This window comes from Porphyromonas gulae DSM 15663 (genome assembly GCF_000378065.1).
GTDB classification, from domain to species: Bacteria; Bacteroidota; Bacteroidia; order Bacteroidales; family Porphyromonadaceae; genus Porphyromonas; species Porphyromonas gulae.
The window spans coordinates 20,038-39,552 of record NZ_KB899174.1 but is presented as its reverse complement, the minus strand read 5'-3'; the positions used below and the strand labels follow the sequence as shown (position 1 = coordinate 39,552).

13 protein-coding genes and 1 rRNA gene are annotated in these 19,515 nt (G+C 50.7%); 12 read left to right on the top strand and 2 right to left on the bottom strand.

Translation table 11 applies throughout. The features are described from left to right. Positions 1 to 84: 84 nt before the first annotated feature. The 4 genes from rrf to F452_RS0108640 all read left to right on the top strand — a co-directional run bounded on the left by rrf (position 85) and on the right by F452_RS0108640 (position 6,734). Positions 85 to 195: ribosomal RNA gene (gene rrf, locus F452_RS0108660) — 5S ribosomal RNA — on the top strand. An 818-nt stretch (positions 196 to 1,013) separates the two neighbouring features. Then, positions 1,014 to 4,718: a phosphoribosylformylglycinamidine synthase gene (purL, locus tag F452_RS0108650; RefSeq protein ID WP_018965811.1), complete on the top strand. Its 3,705-nt coding sequence runs from the start codon at positions 1,014 to 1,016 to the stop codon at positions 4,716 to 4,718. Then, positions 4,711 to 5,835, top strand: a complete 1,125-nt coding sequence (gene dprA, locus F452_RS0108645; RefSeq protein WP_018965810.1) for a DNA-processing protein DprA — start codon at positions 4,711 to 4,713, stop codon at positions 5,833 to 5,835. The genes purL and dprA overlap by 8 nt, the downstream gene beginning before the upstream one ends. An 8-nt stretch (positions 5,836 to 5,843) precedes the next feature. Beyond that, entirely contained in the window at positions 5,844 to 6,734 is an 891-nt protein-coding gene (locus F452_RS0108640; protein ID WP_033317182.1) for a glycosyltransferase family 2 protein, read from the top strand. Here the strand turns inward: F452_RS0108640 and F452_RS13425 are convergent. Continuing rightward, positions 6,696 to 7,046, bottom strand: coding sequence for a DUF1661 domain-containing protein (locus F452_RS13425; RefSeq protein WP_033317180.1), 351 nt, complete (start codon positions 7,044 to 7,046; stop codon positions 6,696 to 6,698). The genes F452_RS0108640 and F452_RS13425 overlap by 39 nt on opposite strands. Here F452_RS13425 and F452_RS0108630 point away from each other — a divergent pair. The 5 genes from F452_RS0108630 to F452_RS0108600 all read left to right on the top strand — a co-directional run bounded on the left by F452_RS0108630 (position 7,045) and on the right by F452_RS0108600 (position 16,356). Beyond that, complete coding sequence (locus tag F452_RS0108630) at positions 7,045 to 9,087, top strand: DNA topoisomerase 3 (RefSeq protein ID WP_018965808.1); 2,043 nt, start codon at positions 7,045 to 7,047, stop codon at positions 9,085 to 9,087. The two genes, F452_RS13425 and F452_RS0108630, sit on opposite strands and share 2 nt — an antisense overlap. 427 nt (positions 9,088 to 9,514) lie before the next feature. Continuing rightward, positions 9,515 to 11,107 carry a TapA/TapC family T9SS-dependent outer membrane protein gene (locus F452_RS0108620; protein ID WP_018965806.1) on the top strand — a complete coding sequence of 531 codons (1,593 nt, stop codon included), beginning with the start codon at positions 9,515 to 9,517 and terminating at the stop codon, positions 11,105 to 11,107. 755 nt (positions 11,108 to 11,862) lie between these two features. Further along, the gene (locus F452_RS0108610; RefSeq protein ID WP_026292326.1) at positions 11,863 to 13,485 is read left to right on the top strand and encodes a TapA/TapC family T9SS-dependent outer membrane protein; all 1,623 of its coding nucleotides are present in this window, start codon (positions 11,863 to 11,865) and stop codon (positions 13,483 to 13,485) included. A gap of 145 nt (positions 13,486 to 13,630) precedes the next feature. After that, positions 13,631 to 14,605 carry a TapB family protein gene (locus tag F452_RS0108605; RefSeq protein ID WP_018965804.1) on the top strand — a complete coding sequence of 325 codons (975 nt, stop codon included), beginning with the start codon at positions 13,631 to 13,633 and terminating at the stop codon, positions 14,603 to 14,605. A 98-nt stretch (positions 14,606 to 14,703) separates the two neighbouring features. Then, positions 14,704 to 16,356, top strand: a complete 1,653-nt coding sequence (locus tag F452_RS0108600) for a TapA/TapC family T9SS-dependent outer membrane protein (RefSeq protein ID WP_018965803.1) — start codon at positions 14,704 to 14,706, stop codon at positions 16,354 to 16,356. A gap of 333 nt (positions 16,357 to 16,689) precedes the next feature. On the opposite strand, the gene F452_RS12905 is transcribed toward F452_RS0108600, so the two are convergent. Continuing rightward, positions 16,690 to 16,779 carry a DUF1661 domain-containing protein gene (locus tag F452_RS12905; protein WP_230587295.1) on the bottom strand — a complete coding sequence of 30 codons (90 nt, stop codon included), beginning with the start codon at positions 16,777 to 16,779 and terminating at the stop codon, positions 16,690 to 16,692. On the opposite strand from F452_RS12905, the gene F452_RS11635 reads away from it, so the two are divergent. The 3 genes from F452_RS11635 to F452_RS0108590 all read left to right on the top strand — a co-directional run bounded on the left by F452_RS11635 (position 16,748) and on the right by F452_RS0108590 (position 19,431). Further along, a complete protein-coding gene (locus F452_RS11635; protein ID WP_235290111.1) occupies positions 16,748 to 16,912 on the top strand; it encodes a DUF1661 domain-containing protein in 165 nt (54 codons plus the stop codon). The two genes, F452_RS12905 and F452_RS11635, sit on opposite strands and share 32 nt — an antisense overlap. A gap of 105 nt (positions 16,913 to 17,017) precedes the next feature. After that, the gene (locus F452_RS0108595) at positions 17,018 to 18,301 is read left to right on the top strand and encodes a DEAD/DEAH box helicase (protein ID WP_018965802.1); all 1,284 of its coding nucleotides are present in this window, start codon (positions 17,018 to 17,020) and stop codon (positions 18,299 to 18,301) included. A gap of 188 nt (positions 18,302 to 18,489) precedes the next feature. Then, positions 18,490 to 19,431 carry a ribose-phosphate pyrophosphokinase gene (locus tag F452_RS0108590; RefSeq protein ID WP_018965801.1) on the top strand — a complete coding sequence of 314 codons (942 nt, stop codon included), beginning with the start codon at positions 18,490 to 18,492 and terminating at the stop codon, positions 19,429 to 19,431. The last annotated feature ends 84 nt before the right edge of the window (positions 19,432 to 19,515 follow it).

Below are 19,515 nucleotides of genomic sequence, written 5' to 3'. Positions count from 1 at the left end.
TATAGGTTTGCTTGGATAAAGCGCTTTACAAGATGATTTTATTTCTTAGTCTTTCGATATGTCGATTGCCTTTTTTAGAGGTATTCAGGTGGTTATAACGTTGGGGATCCACCTCTTCCCATTCCGAACAGAGAAGTTAAGCCCAACGGTGCCGATGGTACTGCGTAATAGTGGGAGAGTAGGACGCCGCCGTTTTTTAAGAAGAAGAGGGGTATTATTTCCCCGAGTCAAGGAGAGAGTCTCTAACATACAGAGACTCTCTCCTTTTTTGGTTCCCTGTTTTCGACTGATTAGGTCCTTATCTCTTTCTCATCACTTCCTTATTAATATCCATTCCCCATCCCTGCCTCTCCCCACCGCCCCCGCCAAGGAAGCATGAAACATCCTCGTTGTTCGGCAGGTACCACAGGTAGCCGCGCACCGAGGGATAATGCAATCGCTGTGCGATGGGTCATCAGACTTTTACTTTCGCTTTCTGCTTCCCCGTCTCGTACTTCTTTCTCTTTTCCATCACTCTTTCCTTTGCATCGGAAAGGCTTTGTGAACTTTACTTCTATCAAGGTGATACCACTAAATGTGCGCTGCAGGAAGTGTGCTGCCTAATGTTTGGGGTTGTTCACTTTTAATAGTATGAGTCCGACGCAAGTGATGTGGTGCTGATCCTTGATAAGAGCTTTTCGTTCAAATTTCTCTCTGCCTCTTTTCTCTTCCTCTCTCAGTTCTTTGCTAAACGGATTCTTCCAAAGTGCTATCGCCAAAATGGCATGAGGGGCGATGAAAAAGAGAAGGAACACGAAATGAAAAAAAGTGGTGAAAGCGTAAAATGTGGAAAAGGATGTGCTGCGTTATTGTGCTGAGATAAGGTGCCTGTAGAAATCTTTTGCCCGAAGCGTATGACCGGCTTTCCCGATTTCCCGTTCCACCATTTGGAAAATTATGGCGCGACACTCCTTTTTCGTTTATCTTTGTCCGTAAGAAGTATTCAATCAAAAGCATTCTAAAGCATATCCATAATGATTTTATTCTTTCGCCATTCGTCCGGCTCTGTCTATGCCGTGGAGAGTGAAGTTCAGTTCAGCGAAGAAGAAATACATCGGCTGGTATGGCTGTTTGGTGGAGCCGAACTCTGTCAGTCCGATGTTGTAAGCGGCTATCATGTAGGGCCTCGTCGGGAGATGGTAACACCTTGGAGCACCAATGCCGTAGAGATAACGCAGAATATGAACGTTGCCGGGATACGCCGCATCGAAGAATTCTTTCCGGTGAAAGGTGCTGACGCGGAGTTCGACCCCATGTTGCAAGCTCTTTATGAGCAGCTGGACCAAAAGATTTTCGATATAGATCGTAAGCCCGAACCTATCATTTCCGTCCGGGACATTCGCGCCTACAATGAAGCTGAGGGACTGGCTCTGAGCGAAGATGAAATCAGTTATTTGGAAGGTGTGTCCGAACGCATCGGCAGACCACTCACAGACAGTGAGCTGTTCGGCTTCTCACAGGTCAACTCCGAACACTGCCGGCATAAGATATTCGGCGGTACGTTTATTATCGATGGGGAGGAAAAGGAAAGTTCTCTCTTCAACCTAATCAAACGTACCTCTGCAATCAATCCCAATTTCCTTGTATCTGCATACAAAGACAATGTGGCTTTCGTCCAAGGACCGAAGGTGGAGCAATTTGCTCCCCGCAGTGCAGACAAACCCGATTACTTCGAGACCAAAACGATAGATACCGTGCTGAGTCTCAAAGCCGAAACACACAATTTCCCCACCACGGTGGAGCCTTTCAATGGTGCGGCCACCGGAACGGGTGGAGAGATTCGTGATCGAATGGCAGGAGGAAAGAGCAGTATTCCGTTAGCAGGCACCGCTGTCTATATGACTTCTTACGCCCGTACAGACGGAACGCGACCGTTTGAAAAGAAGCTATCCGAGCGCAGTTGGCTCTATCAAACGCCCCGTCAAATCCTCACCAAGGCCTCTAACGGTGCCAGCGACTTCGGTAATAAATTCGGACAGCCGCTCATTACCGGATCCGTTCTGACCTTCGAACACCAAGAAACACCGGATGCTACCTGTTATGGATACGACAAGGTCATCATGCTTGCCGGAGGTGTGGGCTATGCCAAACAGACGGATGCACTCAAAGGAGAGCCGTCTCCGGGAGAGAAAGTGGTGATCCTCGGAGGAGACAACTACCGCATCGGTATGGGTGGAGGGGCTGTCAGCTCTGTGAATACAGGACAATTGTCCGGCAGTATAGAGCTGAATGCCATCCAACGCTCCAATCCTGAGATGCAGAAGCGTGTGCAGAATGTGATCCGATCCATAGCCGAGAGCGAGAATAATCCGATCGTCTCCATCCACGACCATGGTGCCGGAGGACATCTGAACTGCCTGTCCGAATTGGTGGAAGCGACCGGTGGCCGAATCGACATGGATCGACTTCCCGTCGGCGACCCCACTCTTTCAGCCAAAGAAATAATCGGCAATGAGAGTCAGGAGCGTATGGGACTGCTGATGCAGGAGAAAGACTTGGAGTATGTCCGCAAGATAGCCGAGCGCGAACGCGCTCCCATGTATGTGGTCGGAGAGACCACTGACGATATGCGCTTCGTCTTCCGCAAGGACAATGGCGAGTGTCCTATCGACATGAAGCTGGACGACATGTTCGGCAAGCCTCCCCGTACCGTCATGGAGGACAGAACCATAGAACATCGCTATCAGGCACCGCAATACGATCCTGCCCGTCTGGACGAATATCTGGAGCAAGTACTGCGTATGGAGTCAGTGGCTTGTAAGGATTGGCTTACCAATAAGGTGGACAGATCTGTGACGGGACGAGTGGCTCGTCAGCAGTGTCAGGGCGAATTGCAGCTTCCGCTCAGCGACCTCGGTGCTATGGCTTTGGACTATCGTGGTCATAGTGGAGTGGCTACTTCTATCGGCCATGCTCCTCAGGCTGCTTTGGCCGATCCGGCGGCCGGCTCGGTGCTGGCCATAGCCGAAGCTCTGACCAATATCGTCTTTGCTCCGCTTCGTAATGGCATCGAGGGTGTGAGCCTGTCGGCCAACTGGATGTGGCCCTGCCGTAACGAAGGCGAAGATGCCCGTTTGTACCGTGCCGTGGAGGCCTGTTCGGACTTTGCCGTCGATTTGGGCATCAATATCCCTACCGGCAAGGATTCTCTTTCCATGACACAGAAATACGAGGACAAAAAAGTGCTGAGTCCCGGTACGGTGATTATCAGTGCTGCGGCCGAGGTGACAGACATTCGTCGCATCGTCAGCCCCGTCCTGAGCCATACAGCCGGTACCGCTCTCTACTATATCGATTTCAGCTTCTGCCCGTTCTCTTTGGGCGGATCGGCCTTTGCCCAGAGCTTGGGAGCCATCGGAGATGAGGTGCCTACCGTACGTGATTCGGAATACTTCCGCGATGCGTTCAATGCCGTACAAGAACTCATTGACAAGGGTCTGGTTCTGGCCGGACACGATATATCCGCAGGCGGTCTGATTACGGCTCTTTTGGAAATGTGCTTTGCTAATGTGGATGGCGGTCTGGAAGTAGAATTGGATAAACTCGTGGAAGACGATCTGATCAAAGTCCTCTTTGCCGAAAACCCCGGCATTCTCATTCAAGTAAAAGATCGTAAAGCCGTTGATAAGATTCTGACCGATGCCGGTATCGGCTTCCTCCCGATAGCCAAGCCGACCCAAGAGCGACATCTCTTGATCCATAAAGACGGAGCCGAATACCTGTTCGGTATCGACCACATGCGCGACGTTTGGTATGAATCGTCCTATCTGCTGGACTGCTTCCAGAGCGGCAATACCTTGGCCGGCAATCGCTTCGAGAATTACAAGGAACAACCGGTGCTCTATCACTTCCCCAAGCAATTTACGGGCGATCTGAAAGCGATGGGATTGGATCCCGACCGTAAGACTGCATCCGGCATCCGCGCTGCTATCATTCGCGACAAGGGAACGAATGGAGAGCGGGAAATGGCCTATGCTCTCTATCTGGCCGGCTTCGATGTGAAGGACGTACACCTCACAGACCTGACCAGTGGAAGAGAGACTCTGGAGGACATCCGGATGGTTGTCTTCTGTGGCGGATTTTCCAATTCGGACGTACTCGGATCTGCCAAGGGATGGGCCGGCGGTATTCTCTTCAATGAGCGAGCCAAAGCCACGTTGGATCGTTTCTTCACACGCCCTGACACGCTCAGCCTCGGTATCTGCAACGGTTGCCAGCTGATGGCTGAGCTGGAGCTGCTGTACCCCGAACACGAACTCAAGCACAAACTCGTCCACAACGAATCGCAGAAATTCGAAAGTACATTCGTCACCCTGGAAATCCCGCACAACAACTCCATCATGCTCGGCAATCTGGCCGGAAGTAAGATCGGTGTATGGTGTGCTCATGGCGAGGGCCGATTCAGTCTCCCGTACGAGGAGAAAGCCTACCATGTGGTGGCCAAGTACGAATACGATGGTTATCCGGCCAATCCCAACGGATCGCCGTACCGCATAGCCGGATTGTGCAGCGCGGATGGCCGCCATCTGACGATGATGCCGCATCCGGAGCGAAGCATATTCCCCTGGCAGTGCGGTTATTATCCCGAATCACAACGACACGAACATCAGGTGACACCTTGGATGCAGGCTTTCCGCAACGCTTACGAGTGGATAGCCAAGCAGGGGAAAAATGGATGATCGTCGCCCCCATCTGACAGAGGAGCAGCTGCTTTTCCGCATTGCACTCACGCACATAAAAGGCGTGGGCAGCGTGCTGGCAAGGCAGCTGCTCTCGGTTATGGGCAGTCCCGAAGCCATCTTTTCCGACAGGAAAGAGTTGGCACAGAGGCTGCCGAGAGCGTCTCACCGTCTGCTCGATGCCATCTTCTCTCCTTCGGTCATGGAGGAAGCACGGCGAAAGTTGGATCAAGCCCTCAAAGCCGGGCTGGATATGTATTTCATCACCGACGACAATTATCCTTACCGCCTGAAAGAATGTGTCGATGCTCCCATCCTTCTTTATTCCAAAGGCAATGTCGATCTCTCGCCGCGTAGAGTACTGAGCATTGTAGGCACGCGCAATATCACGGCCTATGGACGTACGGCTACGGAGCGCATCGTGTCCGAGTTGGCCGAAGCTGTCCCCGATTTGCTTATCGTCAGCGGACTGGCGTACGGCGTCGATGTCGCAGCTCACAAGGCTGCCTTGGACAGCGGCCTGCCCACGGTAGGTGTATTGGCTCATGGACTGGACAGGATCTATCCGAGTAGCCATCGCTCCATTGCTACGGAGATGCTCCGACACGGAGGCTTGCTCACCGATTACCCCATGGGTACGGAGCCGGAGCGTTTCAACTTTGTCGGTCGCAACCGCATCGTAGCAGGCTTGTCGGATGCCACGCTTGTGATCGAATCGGCCGAGAAAGGAGGCTCCCTCATCACCGCCGGACTGGCTTTCGGTTACAATCGCGAAGTGCTGGCCCTACCCGGACGAGCCACGGATAGCCGTTCGGCCGGATGCAATGCCTTGATAAGGGATCAAAAAGCCGCCCTCGTCAGCTCGGCTCAAGATGTGCTGACGCTGCTCGATTGGAGTTCTACGATAGACGCCAAGCCACAGACATTGAATTTCCGTCCCGATAGCTGGCCGGATACACCCGTAGCCGAGTGCCTTCTCAGAGCAGGTACAGCCTCCGTGGACGAGCTGACACGGGCTACCGGCCTGCCTATAAACGATGTTTCGGCGCAGCTTTTCGACCTCGAATTGGACGGGCTGGTACAGTCACAGCCCGGTGGTATGTATTCCGTTATATGAACCCTGCGATGAAGAAGTCTCCCACCTTGTCCATACTCATGCCCGTTTATAAGAGGGATTGTCGCAGACTGCTGGAGGAACTGTCTAAGCAGGCCGAAGGGCTATCCATCGGCTATGAAATCATTCTTGGTGACGACTGCTCCGGCGAGCCTTACACTTCCCAATACATCGCTTACGAACAGGAGGGGCTGTGCCGACTCATCAGTGCCGAGGAGAATATGGGTGCAGGCCGTCTGCGCAATCGCTTAGCCGAAGAAGCCCAAGGCGAGCAGCTCCTTATCCTCGATTCCGACACCCTGCCGGCATCCCCCGACTTCATCGAACGCTATCTACGGCATGCCTCCGACACGGCAGTCGTATGTGGTGGATTCGTCTATCCGCCCGAGTCCACCAATCCCCTCCGGCAACGATATGGTACCGAAGTGGAAAGCCGATCGGCACGAGAGCGAGCACGAAAGCCCCACTCCGGATTCATCTCGATGGCTTTCATGATCCCAAGAAAGCAGATGCTTGCCACCGGCTTCCCTCCCAATATGGGCATGGGGTACGAAGACATCCTGTTTGGCGAGCGTCTGCGCCGGGCCGGCATCCCCATCCTGCATATCGACAATCCCGTAGAGCATTACCACTGCGACACGGCCGAGGGATTTTTGTCCACCACACGCAGCTATCTGGACAATCTCTATCGCCACCGCGAAGAGCTGGCCGAACTGGTAAGCCTGCTCAGAGTATACAATCTGCTGAAACGGCTACACCTTGTACGATTGACGGCCAGCTTGTGGCCGCTCTTCCGCTCCTCGTTGGAGAAGCAGCTTACGGGCAGCAAGCCCTCTCTACTTCTCTTCAGCTTGTATAAGCTACTATACGTAGCCTCCCTTTCTTCCTTGCGAAAGCATTAGTTTTGCAGCTCTTTTGTCTTTTCTTGCTTGGGGGCAGCCTATCGCATTCTCGAACCGAAAATCGGCGAAGTGCGGTTCGTGTTTTGCTGAAAACTCGCGCCAAAACTTTTTCGTTCTCGTTCGGGAAAAAAATTTTTCCCGCGCCGCAGGCAAAACTTTCCCGCGCCACGTTTTCCCGTGCCATACACAGCCTTTTTTCCACACCAAACCACAGCAAACAGGAATTCCCACCAGGCTCCACACAGAGAGCAAGGTACAGTCGTTAAAGGTCAAAAGTGTACATTTGTCTTTAGGAATCCCGAATAAGTTCATGATAGTCTGCATCGCCGAAAAGCCCAGTGTAGGGCGTGAGATCGCTGCCGTACTCGGTGCCACCAAAGCCCACAAAGGCTATATGGAGGGCAACGGCTATCGGGTGACGTGGACCTTCGGGCATCTCTGCTCCCTCAAAGAGCCTCACGACTATGCACCCGAATGGAAGCGATGGAGTATCGGTTCGCTACCGATGATACCACCGCGATTCGGTATCAAACTCATCGATAGCGATAGTATTCGGGAGCAATTCGCCACCATCGAAAGGCTCGTTCGCGAAGCGGATATGGTCGTCAACTGTGGCGATGCCGGGCAGGAGGGCGAGCTGATCCAGCGCTGGGTGTTGCAGAAAGCCGGTTGCACATGTCCTGTGCGGCGGCTGTGGATATCTTCTCTCACGGAGGAGTCCATCCGTGAAGGCTTTGCCAGACTGCGAGACAGCGAGGAGTTTCGCTCCCTGTACGAGGCCGGACTGGCTCGTGCCATAGGCGACTGGCTATTGGGCATGAATGCTACGCGTCTCTATACGCTCCGCTTCGGGGGCAACCGACAGGTGCTCTCCATCGGACGGGTGCAGACTCCGACTCTGGCCCTTATCGTCAGGAGACAGCACGAGATCGAACACTTCACCCCTGAAGTCTATTGGGAGGTGAAGACCACCTACCGCGACACGGTGTTCAATGCCACCAAGGGACGCTTCTCCTCCATCGAAGAGGCTCGTAGGGAAGTGCAGGCCGTAGCGGGCAGCCCGTTTACCGTTACCTCCGTAGCTACGAAGAAAGGCAAGGAACTGCCGCCACGGCTCTTCGATCTCACGGGCCTGCAGGTGGAATGCAATAAGAAGTTTGCCATGACGGCCGATGCCACGCTGCGCACCATCCAATCGCTGTACGAGAAGAAGATCACCACCTATCCGCGTGTGGATACCACCTATCTGAGCGATGATATATTCGAAAAGGTGCCTAATATCCTCCAAGGGCTCTCCGACTATGCCCTGCTTACAGCTCCCCTCCGAGGCGGCAAGCTGAAAAAAAGCAAGAAGGTATTCGACAACAGCAAGATCACCGACCACCATGCCATCATTCCCACGGGTCAGCCATCACACGGCTTGTCGGAGGACGAGCGGCGCGTATTCGATCTGGTAGCGCGCCGGTTCATTGCCGTTTTCTATCCGGACTGCGTATTCAGCCAGACCACGGTCTTGGGACAGGCTGCCGAGGTAGAGTTCAAAACCACGGGGAAGCAGATACTGGAACCCGGCTGGCGCACCGTCTTCACCGATCCGCAGACGGATGACGAAGGTGAGAGCAAGGACGAAGAGAAGACCCTGCCGGCTTTCTCTCAGGGCGAGAGCGGAGCACACTCCCCCGAAGTGCAGGAGAAGACGACACAGCCTCCCAAATTCTATACCGAAGCCACACTTCTGCGTGCCATGGAGACGGCCGGCAAGTCGGTCAAAGACGAAGAGCTACGCGATGCCCTCAAAGAAAACGGCATCGGGCGACCGTCCACGCGGGCAGCGATCATCGAGACGCTCTTCAAGCGCAACTATATCTATAAAGAGAAGAAGAACCTCAAGGCCACTCCCACGGGGATCTCTCTGATAGCGACGATCGACTATGAGCTGCTCAAGAGTGCCGAACTGACCGGACAATGGGAATATAAGCTTCGCCGCATCGAGCGCGGCGACTACTCGGCAGCCGACTTTATCGACGAGCTGAAAGTGCTGCTCACTCATCTGATCCCCGATGTGCTCAAGAGCAGCTCCTCCGTACTCCTACCCGATCCGGCACCTGCTGCCTCGCCGGCTTCCGGCAAAAAGAAAAAGGCAGACAAGCTCGTGAAGCAGCAGCAGCCCGATCTCACCTGTCCGATCTGTGGCAAGGGGATCGTTGTCCGCGGTCGGGAGGCTTTCGGCTGCAATGCCTTTCGCGAAGGCTGCACCTTCCGACTCCCTTACTCCGAGCATCCCGCATCCCTGTCCGATAGCGAACTGGCCGACCTCCTTTCCTCGCAAAAAGGACATTTTACTACGTTCTAAATGACATTCGAAAAGAGCTTTTAGTACTTGCACTCGGAACATCTTGTTTGTTAACGTCTTATGTCTTTTTTGTGCGTGATTTGTCCAAATCGATGCCAAATCTGACATCTTTTTTTATTTAAAATGCGCAATTTGTCCAAGAAAATGCGCAATTTGTCCAAAAATATTTCGGTGATACCTCTTTCCTTTGCGATAGAGAGAGCCGGTGTTTGTTCCCGGTCGTCTCTGCCAATTTCATAAGCTTTAGCTAAGAGAAAACAATTGTGCGATTGAAAAAGGTAGGAGACAAGGAAATGAAAGCGACAAAGAAAAAGAAAGAATGGGATGATCTTTTAGAGATCGAAAGGAACAACAATCACTGATTATTTAACCCGAGACCGACCGGAGGGATCCCCTTCCTGTCAGTCTCATCAAAAAAACAACAAGTATGAAAACAAAAGCTTTACTCAAGTTTGTCGTGGCTGTATTCGCTGCAGCCATTTGCAGCCCCAGCTTCATGCAGGCTCAGATGATGGGAGGAGATAATGTGTTGATCTCCTCATTCGACTCGCCACAGCCAGAAGGTGAGTCCAGACTTGCCGTAGCAGACAATGGTTGGATCTATGTGATGGCTCATCATAAAGACGGGGCTGATACCCAAGTCAAGATTTTTCGTTCCGTGGATGGAGGAGCCACATATCAACAACTCAAACATTGGTATCCGGAAGGTGGCTATCAATATGCAGATTTCGATATAGTAGTAACCGGCAATAATGCATCTGATATCAGAGTGTGGTCGGTGGAGTTGCTCGTCAAAGATTCGGACAGCAAAGTCGTGATCTTCCGCCGTGATGCCGATATGGCAAATTCAGTTCGTATCTATGATGAAACGTTGCCGAACGTAGAGCTGTACGATGTGGCCATGGCTTCCAACTTTAGAGCTCCTTCTCCTATGGGAGTCGGCGGAAATCCTTTTGCTCTGGGAATTGCTGTATGCGGATATAATAGGGCTGCCTCTCCCAAGCATAGCTTTCTGGACTATATATTCTCTTTGGATGGGGGGGCTACTTTTGAGAAGTCACTCTTGTACAAACAAAATGGAACGCAACAAATCGAAGATGTAGACATTTCTATAGGTAGCACAACTGCCGATATGCACAATACCTGGCCTCTTATGGGCATTGTGTTTGCCAAAGATGGTTATAATAATGTTGGGTTTATCTCCAATTTCGTCGACAATGATCCTGCCTTCGCATGGAGTAGTCCGATCACACTCGCTGCCTCCGGTAATTTGTGGAGACCGCGAATCCAAATGATGCTGGATCACGATTCGGAGAATACAATAGGCGGTGAGAGTTGCCACAATTTCATGATAGTCTATGAGACTCAGAATACTATCAAATATGCATATCCGAAGAAATCGTTCGGGTATTTATCCGAGCCTTCTGTGGACGACCTCAATGTGGCTACCCTCGTATCCAATGCACGACAGCCGGCTCTTTCATACGATAAGGTAGGCAATCACTATCTGTTTACATACGCTACTGAAGAGGATGGTATACAAAAATTGAAATACCAATGGGCGCACTACGATAATCTTCATAAACCCAGTTCGTGGAGTACTAAATACGTTTATGCATCCGACTATGATGATGTTTCTTTTTATTTCGGGAAGCCTCTTGTGGATATCAACCCTTCGAAAGTAAAAGCTTGTTGGATCTGGTTTGATGAATATCAAGGTGGAATCGATTTGTGGGCCGATACTGAGTGGGCAGTGCCATCAAGCATTGAAGACATCGTAATGCAAGAAAGTAAGATAAAGCTCTACCCCAATCCGGCGAACGAATCCGTCCTAATCAGTTTGCCAGTGGCAGGAGAGAACAGGGTAGTACTCTACGACTTGCAGGGCAGGATGGTAGCCCAAGCCTCTTTCTCCGGCAAGGAATATAAGCTGAATGTGCAGAACTTGGCTAAGGGCACATACATGCTCAAGGTCGTGTCCGACACAGAGCGCTTCGTAGAGAAGCTCGTAGTGGAATAAGGGCTGCTGTGACTCTACCGACTCAGTCGGATAGGGGCCGTTTGTCATATGTGCAAAGAACAGAAAAGACGTTAATAACCTAAACAGCAAGAGAGGCAGAGGATAGCATCCCCATTGGTTTGCTATCCCTCTGTCTCTCTAATTTTAAAGAACAACTCTATAGAAGTCGGGAGGTTTTCGGCTGCAATGCTTTTCGCGAAGGCTGCACCTTCCGACTCCCTTACTCCGAGCATCTCTCATCCCTGTCCGATAGCGAATTGGCCGATCTCCTTTTTTCGCAAAAAGGACATTTTATTACGTTCTAAAGGATATTCGAAAAGAGCTTTTAGTATTTGCACTCGGAACACCCTGTTTATTAGCGTCTTATGTCTTTTTTGTGCGTGATTTATCCAAATCTATACCAAATCTGACATCGTTTTTTGTTTGAAATGCGCGATTTGTCCAAGAAAATGCGCGATTTGTCCAAGTGTCCTTCCTCGCCACTCCGTTCCTTTGCAACAGAGAAAGTCGAACATGCGCTCCGCATTGTGCGAATTGTCGGTTTTGATTTCGGATGTTCTTAGCCAAGGGTGAACGATAATCAATCAGCAAAAAGTAAAAACAAAGAATGAAAGCGGAGAAGAGAGAGTCATGAGCCATCGTGCTCTTGTGAAAAATCAAGACAACAAATCAATCAAACTAATCACTAATCAGCAATTCGAGACCGGAGGGCTCCTGCCCGATCAGGTCTCAAGGCAAAAAAGACAAAAATTGTTATGAAAACAAAAGCTTTACGCAAATTCGTAGTGGCGGCTTTCGCCGTCGCAACCCTCTGTCCCCTCGCCCAAGCGCAGACAATGGGCGGAGATGATGTCAAGGTGATCCAGTACGATCAGGAAACACTCGTGCAGACGAGGATGAGTGTAGCGGACAACGGATGGATCTATGTAATGACCCACAGCGGACGTGACACCGGCAATAGCAATGTGAAGATCTTCCGTTCCAAAGACAACGGTGCCACATACCAAAAGTTGAGAGATTGGGATCCATCGGATGATTATCTGTTTCAAGACTTCGATATCATAGTCACGGGTAAGACCGAATCCGACATCAAGGTTTGGTCGGTAGAGATCATGAATAAGCCCGGTGAATATAAGAGTAGAGTCGCGGTATTCAGTCGCGATGCCAACGCGCAGAATGGAAAACGTATGTATCAGGAAGACTTCTCCAATGTACGGCTGTACGATGTGGATATAGCCTCCAACTATCGTTCGCCTTCTGCCCTTAACAATGGTGGCGATCCTTTTGCTTTGGCTTTTGCTTATACGGGTTTCGACAACACAAACAAACAAAGCTTCGTGGACTATGTATTCTCTCTGGATGGAGGACAAAAATTCACGAAAAACCTACTCTTCCGTCAAGATGGAGAGAATAAGATCGACAAAGTGGATCTCTCACTGGGTAGCACCTCTGAATCCACAGGCAACAATACCTGGCCGCTGATGGGTGTGGTATTTGAAATGAATAAAGAAGGAGACAAAAGCGACATTGGTTTCTTGTCGAACTTTGTCGACAATGATCCTGAATTTGTTTGGTCAGGCCCTATAATCGTTAGCAAAACCGACGACTCGTTCAGCCCCAAGATTCAAATGATGCTGGACGAGGATGACAATACGATTAATGGGGTGAATTGCTACAACTTCATGATTACGTACAGCAATTTTGATCCTGAGAATTCGGATTGGGACCTTCGCTATGTGTATCCCAAGACATCGTTCGGGTATCAAAAAGGTAAAACACCGACTATGGATGATCTGGAGGAAGGTTATCTTGTCGCTTCGTACCAGAGCGAGACCAACTCGGGTCTGGCGTATGACAAGAGTTGGTCTCACTACCTGGTCACCTATGCCAAAGAAGAGGAGAGTGGCACGAACACGCTGAAATACTTCTGGTTCAATTATGACAAGATTCATGACAAAGATGCGTGGAGTGACAGATATACGTACACATCATCTGTCAATGCTCTCTACACACCTCAAGTGGACATCAATCCTGTCATGCGTCAGGCTTGCTGGTCATGGGTGGAATCCATGTCCGGGAAGAGAATCGTATGGGCCGATACGGAATGGGTACATGCCAACGGTGTTGAAGACATCGTAATGCAGGAAGGCAGCATGAAACTCTTCCCGAACCCTGCCAACGAATATACTATGATCTGCCTGCCGATGGCAGCAACCTGCAAGGCTGCAGTCTATGACATGCAGGGCAGGGTAGTCGCCGAAGCTTCTTTCACCGGCAAGGAATATAAGCTGAATGTGCAGCGCTTGGCCAAGGGTACGTACATGCTCAAGGTCGTATCCGACACGGAGTGCTTCGTAGAGAAGCTCGTAGTGGAATAAGGGCGGCTGTGACTCTACCGACTCAGTCGGATGGAGGCCTCGCTAAGCACATATAAAGATCATAATATCCTAACGATAAGAGAGGCAGAGGTACGGACTATCAGGCTGTATCCCCTGTCTCTCTTTGTACTAAAAACATAGAGCAATGAAATACAAAAGCATTATCCTCTCCATCTGTTTCCTGATAAATGTTTCGGGAGGCTTTGCCGCTTCTCAAGGGGCTTGTATGCCTCAGAGCTGGTTGGGGGAAATAGGACAGAAAGCCAAAGAGAAGGTAGAAAAGCGGGTGGGGGAGAAGGTAGACAAAGCCATGGACAAGACCCTCGACAAAGCTGAAGAGGAAGCTGTCAAAGGAACGGAGAAAACCACTGCAACCCCCGCCAAAACGGCTACTCGCAAGACTATTTCATTGGATGAACTGGATCGACAAAACGATCAGAAAATGCGTCGCGCAAGCAATACGGGCAAATCCGTCGGCAGGGCTACGGGTAAGAACGGATGTGAAATCCTGTTCCCGACCAAGCAGGGTACTCGGCGTGAGATGACTATCTACAATGCCAAAGGCAATATTACCGGCACGATCCGGCAGAAGGTAGAGAGTGTAACGAACACGGCTAAAGGGATGAAAATAGCCACCACCCAAGAGATGTATGACAAGAAAGGGAAGCCGATCTTTTCGGGCACGGCGAATATGTGGTGCGACGGCGACCGATTCTATGTCGATGCCCAATCGTTGCTCAATGAGCAAACGCTCAAGATGTTCGAAGACATTAAGAGCAAAGTGACAGGCGTGGACATCACCTATCCATCCCGAATGTCGGCAGGTCAGTCTCTGCCCGATGCCGAAGTGACGATTACGGCCGAAGCGGCCGATTTCCCATTGCCTCCGATTACTCTGCGAACCATCGACCGCAAGGTGCAGGGCATCGAAAGCATTACCACTCCGGCCGGAACTTTCCAATGCTACAAGATCAGCTATTCTATCATCATGAAAAGCATGATCACCGTACGGATGAGTGCTGTGGAGTGGATGTCGAGAGAAGCCGGATGTGTCAAGAGTGAGAGCTACGACAAGAAGGGCAAACGCATAGGCAGCACACTGCTCACGAAGCTGGAGTAGCCGTTCCCGAGCCGATTATTGTGAGTCGCTCGTTTATGCCGGGTAGTATTTTGGTAATATGAACAAGAAATGTTTCACTCATAAAAATGCCAAGAATCATGAAACTAAAAATTGCACTCAGACTGCTACTGGCGACTTTTGCCGTAGTTTTATTTAGCCCTCCGGCCAAGGCTCAGATGGATATTGGTGGAGACGATGTATTGATCGAGACGATCTCCACCCTATCAGGATATTCAGAGGATTTTTATTACAAGATGGCTGTGGCAGACAATGGATGGATCTATGTGATGTTGGATTTATCTCGTATTAATCCCAGTGGTGTCTTTTTGTATCGTTCGAAAGACGGTGGTGCTACTTACCAAAAGTTAGGGTCTTTGGGGTCTTTGGTGCCTTATGACTTCGATGTCTCGCATTGCGATTTTACTGTAACGGGCAAGGATGAAGATGATATCAATGTTTGGACAGTCATGACAGCATCCGAATATGTAGGTGGTACTATTGGCAATGGCGTTTTGCTGATGCATCGCCATGATGCAGATATCAATAATACAGAGTGTGTGTACAAGAAGGATTTTCCTGATCATGCACTGGAGGGTGTAGCCATCGCCTCCAACTACCGTGCACCCTCTCCTTACGGTTTGGGGGGCGATCCTTTTGCTCTCGCTGTCGCCGTTAGTGGCTCCGGAAGCGATCACAGCTTCTTGGACTATATTTTTTCGTTAGATGGTGGAGTACACTTTGAGCAAAAGCGTATTTACACAAGACCCCAAAAACTGACTATCAATAGAGTAGACCTTTCATTAGGCAGTACATCTTCTTCTCTTGGATTTAATACTTGGCCACTAATGGGAGTCGTATTCGAAATGAATCGGAACTCTGATGGCTTCGACATTGGTTTCATTTCCAACTTTGTGGACTATGATCCCCGCTATGCGTGGTCTGATCCGATAATAATAGAAGAAGACTGTGGATGGACTGATTTTAATCCTTTGGGAGCACTAAGTATAGAGATCCAAATGATGTTGGATGACAATTCGGATAATACCGTGGGTGGAGAACGCTCCCATAACTTCCTGATCACTTACCCGGGCCATTACGTATATCCGAAGCAGTCTTTCGATTACTCTCTCGGACATACACCTACAAAGAAAGATCTGGTCGTTAAACACTGTATAGGTATTCCGGCTTTGGCATACGATAAAGAAGGCGATCGTTATCTGACTACTTTTCAGGATCACAATCTAATGAGATACAGATGGATCAAATACGATGACATTCATTCTCCTTATGGTTGGAGTTGGCCGTATGTATATGCAAAAGAAGCTAAAGATAAAGAGAGGCGTCGTCCGCAAGTAGCACTCAATCCTACCAATGGAAAGGCTTGTTGGATATGGCATACTCGCAAGAGTCCATATGAGGAAACCAAACCACATCCCACTCCTGTAATTATTAAACATTTCCTATGGTCCGATACGGAGTGGGTACATGCTCTGGATGTGGGGGACGTATTGCAGAAGGAGGATGGCATGAAGCTCTACCCTAATCCTGCCAAAGAATATGTTCTGATCAACTTACCCAAAGAAGGGAATCACGAGGCTGTCTTATACGACATGCAGGGCCGAATCGTGGTGGAAGTTTCATTCTCAGGGAAAGAATATAAACTGAATGTGCAGCATCTGTCCAAAGGTGCATACATGCTGAAAGTTGTAGCGGATACGGAGTATTTCGTGGAAAAAATCATTGTAGAGTAAGAAATCGGCACGAAAAATCTAAGACCGGAAAAAGACACCTGAGTCTTGGAGTGGGAATGCTTGTCGGAAGAGAATCGCCCGACTTCTTTCCCGCTTTGAGGCGAAGAACAGCAAACTCTCCCGTCTGACCTGCGGGAGGGTTTAAGACCCCCATATATACAAGGGTCTCTAATAAACTGTGACCGGATCCATGAGAGGGAGAGTCGTCCTGACAGATCCTCTTGTGGATCTTTCTTTTTTGTGGCGGTTTGAATGGTTGCAAAACGCGCAGATTCGATGTTGGGGTTATTCCGCTACCGGAGAAAGCTCATGGTTGGTTTACGCTCCAAAAATTTAGTGTTTGCGCTCTCTGAAAACATGGCGTGAAAACTTTTTCGTTCCGGCGCGGGAAGTGAAAAATTTACGCGCCGGAACGAAAAAAATCTCGCGCCATTTTTTCGGGAAACTCAGACCGCAATCGGCAGCTTTTTGGGACGTGTTTTGGCGAGCATTGGATCGGCGAGGCGGTGCTGACGAGCCGGCATATATGTGCCAAGACCTACGCTCTATCGGATAAAGATGATTCCATCATATCGTTATAGGTTGGCACATTCCCCATCGGGGAACCTTTTCTGTAGGAATTGACGTACTTTTGTCCGGAACCAAGTCCGTTTTTTTGAGTATGCGCTTTGATGAATTGAATTTAGGAGATGAAGTATTGGATGGCCTCGATGCCATGAATTTCTTCGAGACCACACCCGTGCAGGCCGCCACCATCCCGCCCATTCTGGAGGGGCGCGATGTGATCGCCTGTGCCCAGACCGGCACCGGCAAGACGGCAGCCTATCTGCTACCCATACTGGATCGCCTGAGTGCAGGCGAATTTGCCTCCGATGTGGTGAATGCCGTGATCATGGCTCCCACTCGCGAACTGGCGCAGCAGATAGATCAGCAGGTGGAGGGATTTTCCTACTTCATGCCCGTATCGGCCGTAGCCATATACGGGGGTACGGACGGGGTGGCATGGGAGCAGCAACGCCGGGGGATGGCTATGGGGGCAGACATCGTGATAGCCACACCGGGGCGTCTGATCTCGCATCTGAACTTGGGATCGGCTGACCTCTCCCACGTCTCCTACTTCGTTTTGGACGAGGCCGACCGTATGCTGGACATGGGTTTCTTCGATGACATCATGCAGATATACAAGCAGCTGCCGAATTCGTGCCAGACTGTTATGTTCTCGGCTACGATGCCTCCCAAGATCCGTAAGCTGGCAGCATCCATTCTGAAGAATCCGATAGAAGTGGAGATCGCCATCAGCCGTCCGCCGGAGAGTATCATGCAGAGCGCATACATTTGCTACGAAGCGCAGAAGCTCCCTATACTCCGCAAGCTCTTCGAGCAGTCGGCACCGAAGCGCACCATTATTTTCGCCTCGGCCAAGCTCAAAGTGCGTGAGCTGACTTCCACTCTCCGCAAGATGGGTTTCAATGTGGCCGATATGCACTCCGATCTGGAACAGTCCCAGCGCGAGCAGGTGATGCGCGACTTCAAAAACGGCTATGTGGATGTACTCGTGGCCACAGACATTGTAGCCCGAGGGATCGACATCGACAACATACGCGTAGTCATCAACTACGACATACCCCACGACCCCGAAGACTATGTGCACCGTATCGGGCGGACTGCCCGGGGTACGAATGGAGAGGGGCTGGCTATCACTTTCGTCTCCGAGGAAGAGCAGAGCGACTTCCACAAGATCGAGACGTTTCTGGGCAAATCGGTCTATAAACTGCCTGTCGATCCGGAGTTTGGCGAGGTCCCTGCCTACGAACCGGCTAAACGTCGCCCCCGTCGCCATGGACGCAGTGGCGATGCCCGTTCCGGTCGCTCCGAAAAGGACAAAAGACAAGGGAAAACCGCTTCGAACGGACGCAGACGCGGAGGCGCGAGGCCGAGGCGATAGGGCCGAATCGGGGCATGACGGCCATACATCGGCTGCGGTTTGATCCCCATCCTCTTTTCTCCTTTCGAGCTTCCATACATAATGTATATATATTACTTTTGCATCACGTCCGTCAGCAGTCGCCGCCGAGGTGGCCCGACGGATTCGATTTGCCGGTAATGGAACGATAACTCTACACCATATCAAAGATGAACAACGAAAACAAGTTTTCTGTCTTTTCAGGAACCAAATCCCGCTATCTGGCGGAAAAGATCTGCAACAGTTTGGGTTGCCCACTGGGGCGAATGAATATCGAGCACTTCGCCGATGGAGAGTTTGCCGTCTCCTATGAAGAGAGCATTCGCGGTCGGGACGTATTCCTCGTTCAGTCCACATTCCCGTCTTCGGACAACTTGATGGAACTGCTCCTGATGATCGATGCCGCCAAGCGTGCTTCTGCACACTATATCACGGCTGTCATCCCCTATTTCGGATGGGCCAGACAGGACAGAAAGGACAAGCCCCGTGTCTCTATCGGTGCCAAGCTGATTGCCGATCTGCTCAGCAAGGCCGGCATTACGCGTCTGATCACGATGGACTTGCATGCCGATCAGATTCAGGGTTTCTTCGATGTGCCGGTGGATCATCTCTACGGCTCCACCGTTTTCATGGAATACATCCGCAAGACGATGCCCATAGAGAACCTCGTAGTGGCTACACCCGACGTGGGAGGTACCAAGCGGGCCAACAGCTATGCCAAGCACCTCGGCGTTCCTATGGTAATCTGCCACAAGAGCCGTCTCAAAGCCAATGAAATAGCTGAGATGCGCATTATCGGGGATGTAGAGGACAAGGATGTGCTGCTTGTGGACGATATCGTGGACACTGCCGGTACGATAACCAAGGCGGCGGACTTGATGATGGCCCATGGTGCACGCAGCGTATGTGCTATCGCCAGTCACGCCGTGATGAGCGATCCGGCTTCGATGCGAGTAGACCAGTCCTCTCTGAAGGAAATGATATTCACGGATTCGATCCCCTATCCGCACAAGTGTGAGAAGGTGAAGATTCTCTCTGTGGCGGACTTGTTCGCAGAAGCGATCAAGCGCGTTTGCAGCCATGAGTCGATCACCACGCTCTATTCTTTCTAATACAACAAGGGTAGTTCGTTCGAGCTACAGAGCTGCCGGAGTGAGGGATTCCCTCCTTTTGCACAGCTGACCGACTACACTATT

Coding starts and splice junctions, on each gene's coding strand:
- purL (WP_018965811.1), top strand. CDS start 1,014: ATGATTTTATTCTTTCGCCATTCGTCCGGCTCTGTCTATGCCGTGGAG.
- dprA (WP_018965810.1), top strand. CDS start 4,711: ATGGATGATCGTCGCCCCCATCTGACAGAGGAGCAGCTGCTTTTCCGC.
- F452_RS0108640 (WP_033317182.1), top strand. CDS start 5,844: ATGAAGAAGTCTCCCACCTTGTCCATACTCATGCCCGTTTATAAGAGG.
- F452_RS0108630 (WP_018965808.1), top strand. CDS start 7,045: ATGATAGTCTGCATCGCCGAAAAGCCCAGTGTAGGGCGTGAGATCGCT.
- F452_RS13425 (WP_033317180.1), bottom strand. CDS start 7,046: ATGAACTTATTCGGGATTCCTAAAGACAAATGTACACTTTTGACCTTT.
- F452_RS0108620 (WP_018965806.1), top strand. CDS start 9,515: ATGAAAACAAAAGCTTTACTCAAGTTTGTCGTGGCTGTATTCGCTGCA.
- F452_RS0108610 (WP_026292326.1), top strand. CDS start 11,863: ATGAAAACAAAAGCTTTACGCAAATTCGTAGTGGCGGCTTTCGCCGTC.
- F452_RS0108605 (WP_018965804.1), top strand. CDS start 13,631: ATGAAATACAAAAGCATTATCCTCTCCATCTGTTTCCTGATAAATGTT.
- F452_RS0108600 (WP_018965803.1), top strand. CDS start 14,704: ATGAAACTAAAAATTGCACTCAGACTGCTACTGGCGACTTTTGCCGTA.
- F452_RS0108595 (WP_018965802.1), top strand. CDS start 17,018: ATGCGCTTTGATGAATTGAATTTAGGAGATGAAGTATTGGATGGCCTC.
- F452_RS0108590 (WP_018965801.1), top strand. CDS start 18,490: ATGAACAACGAAAACAAGTTTTCTGTCTTTTCAGGAACCAAATCCCGC.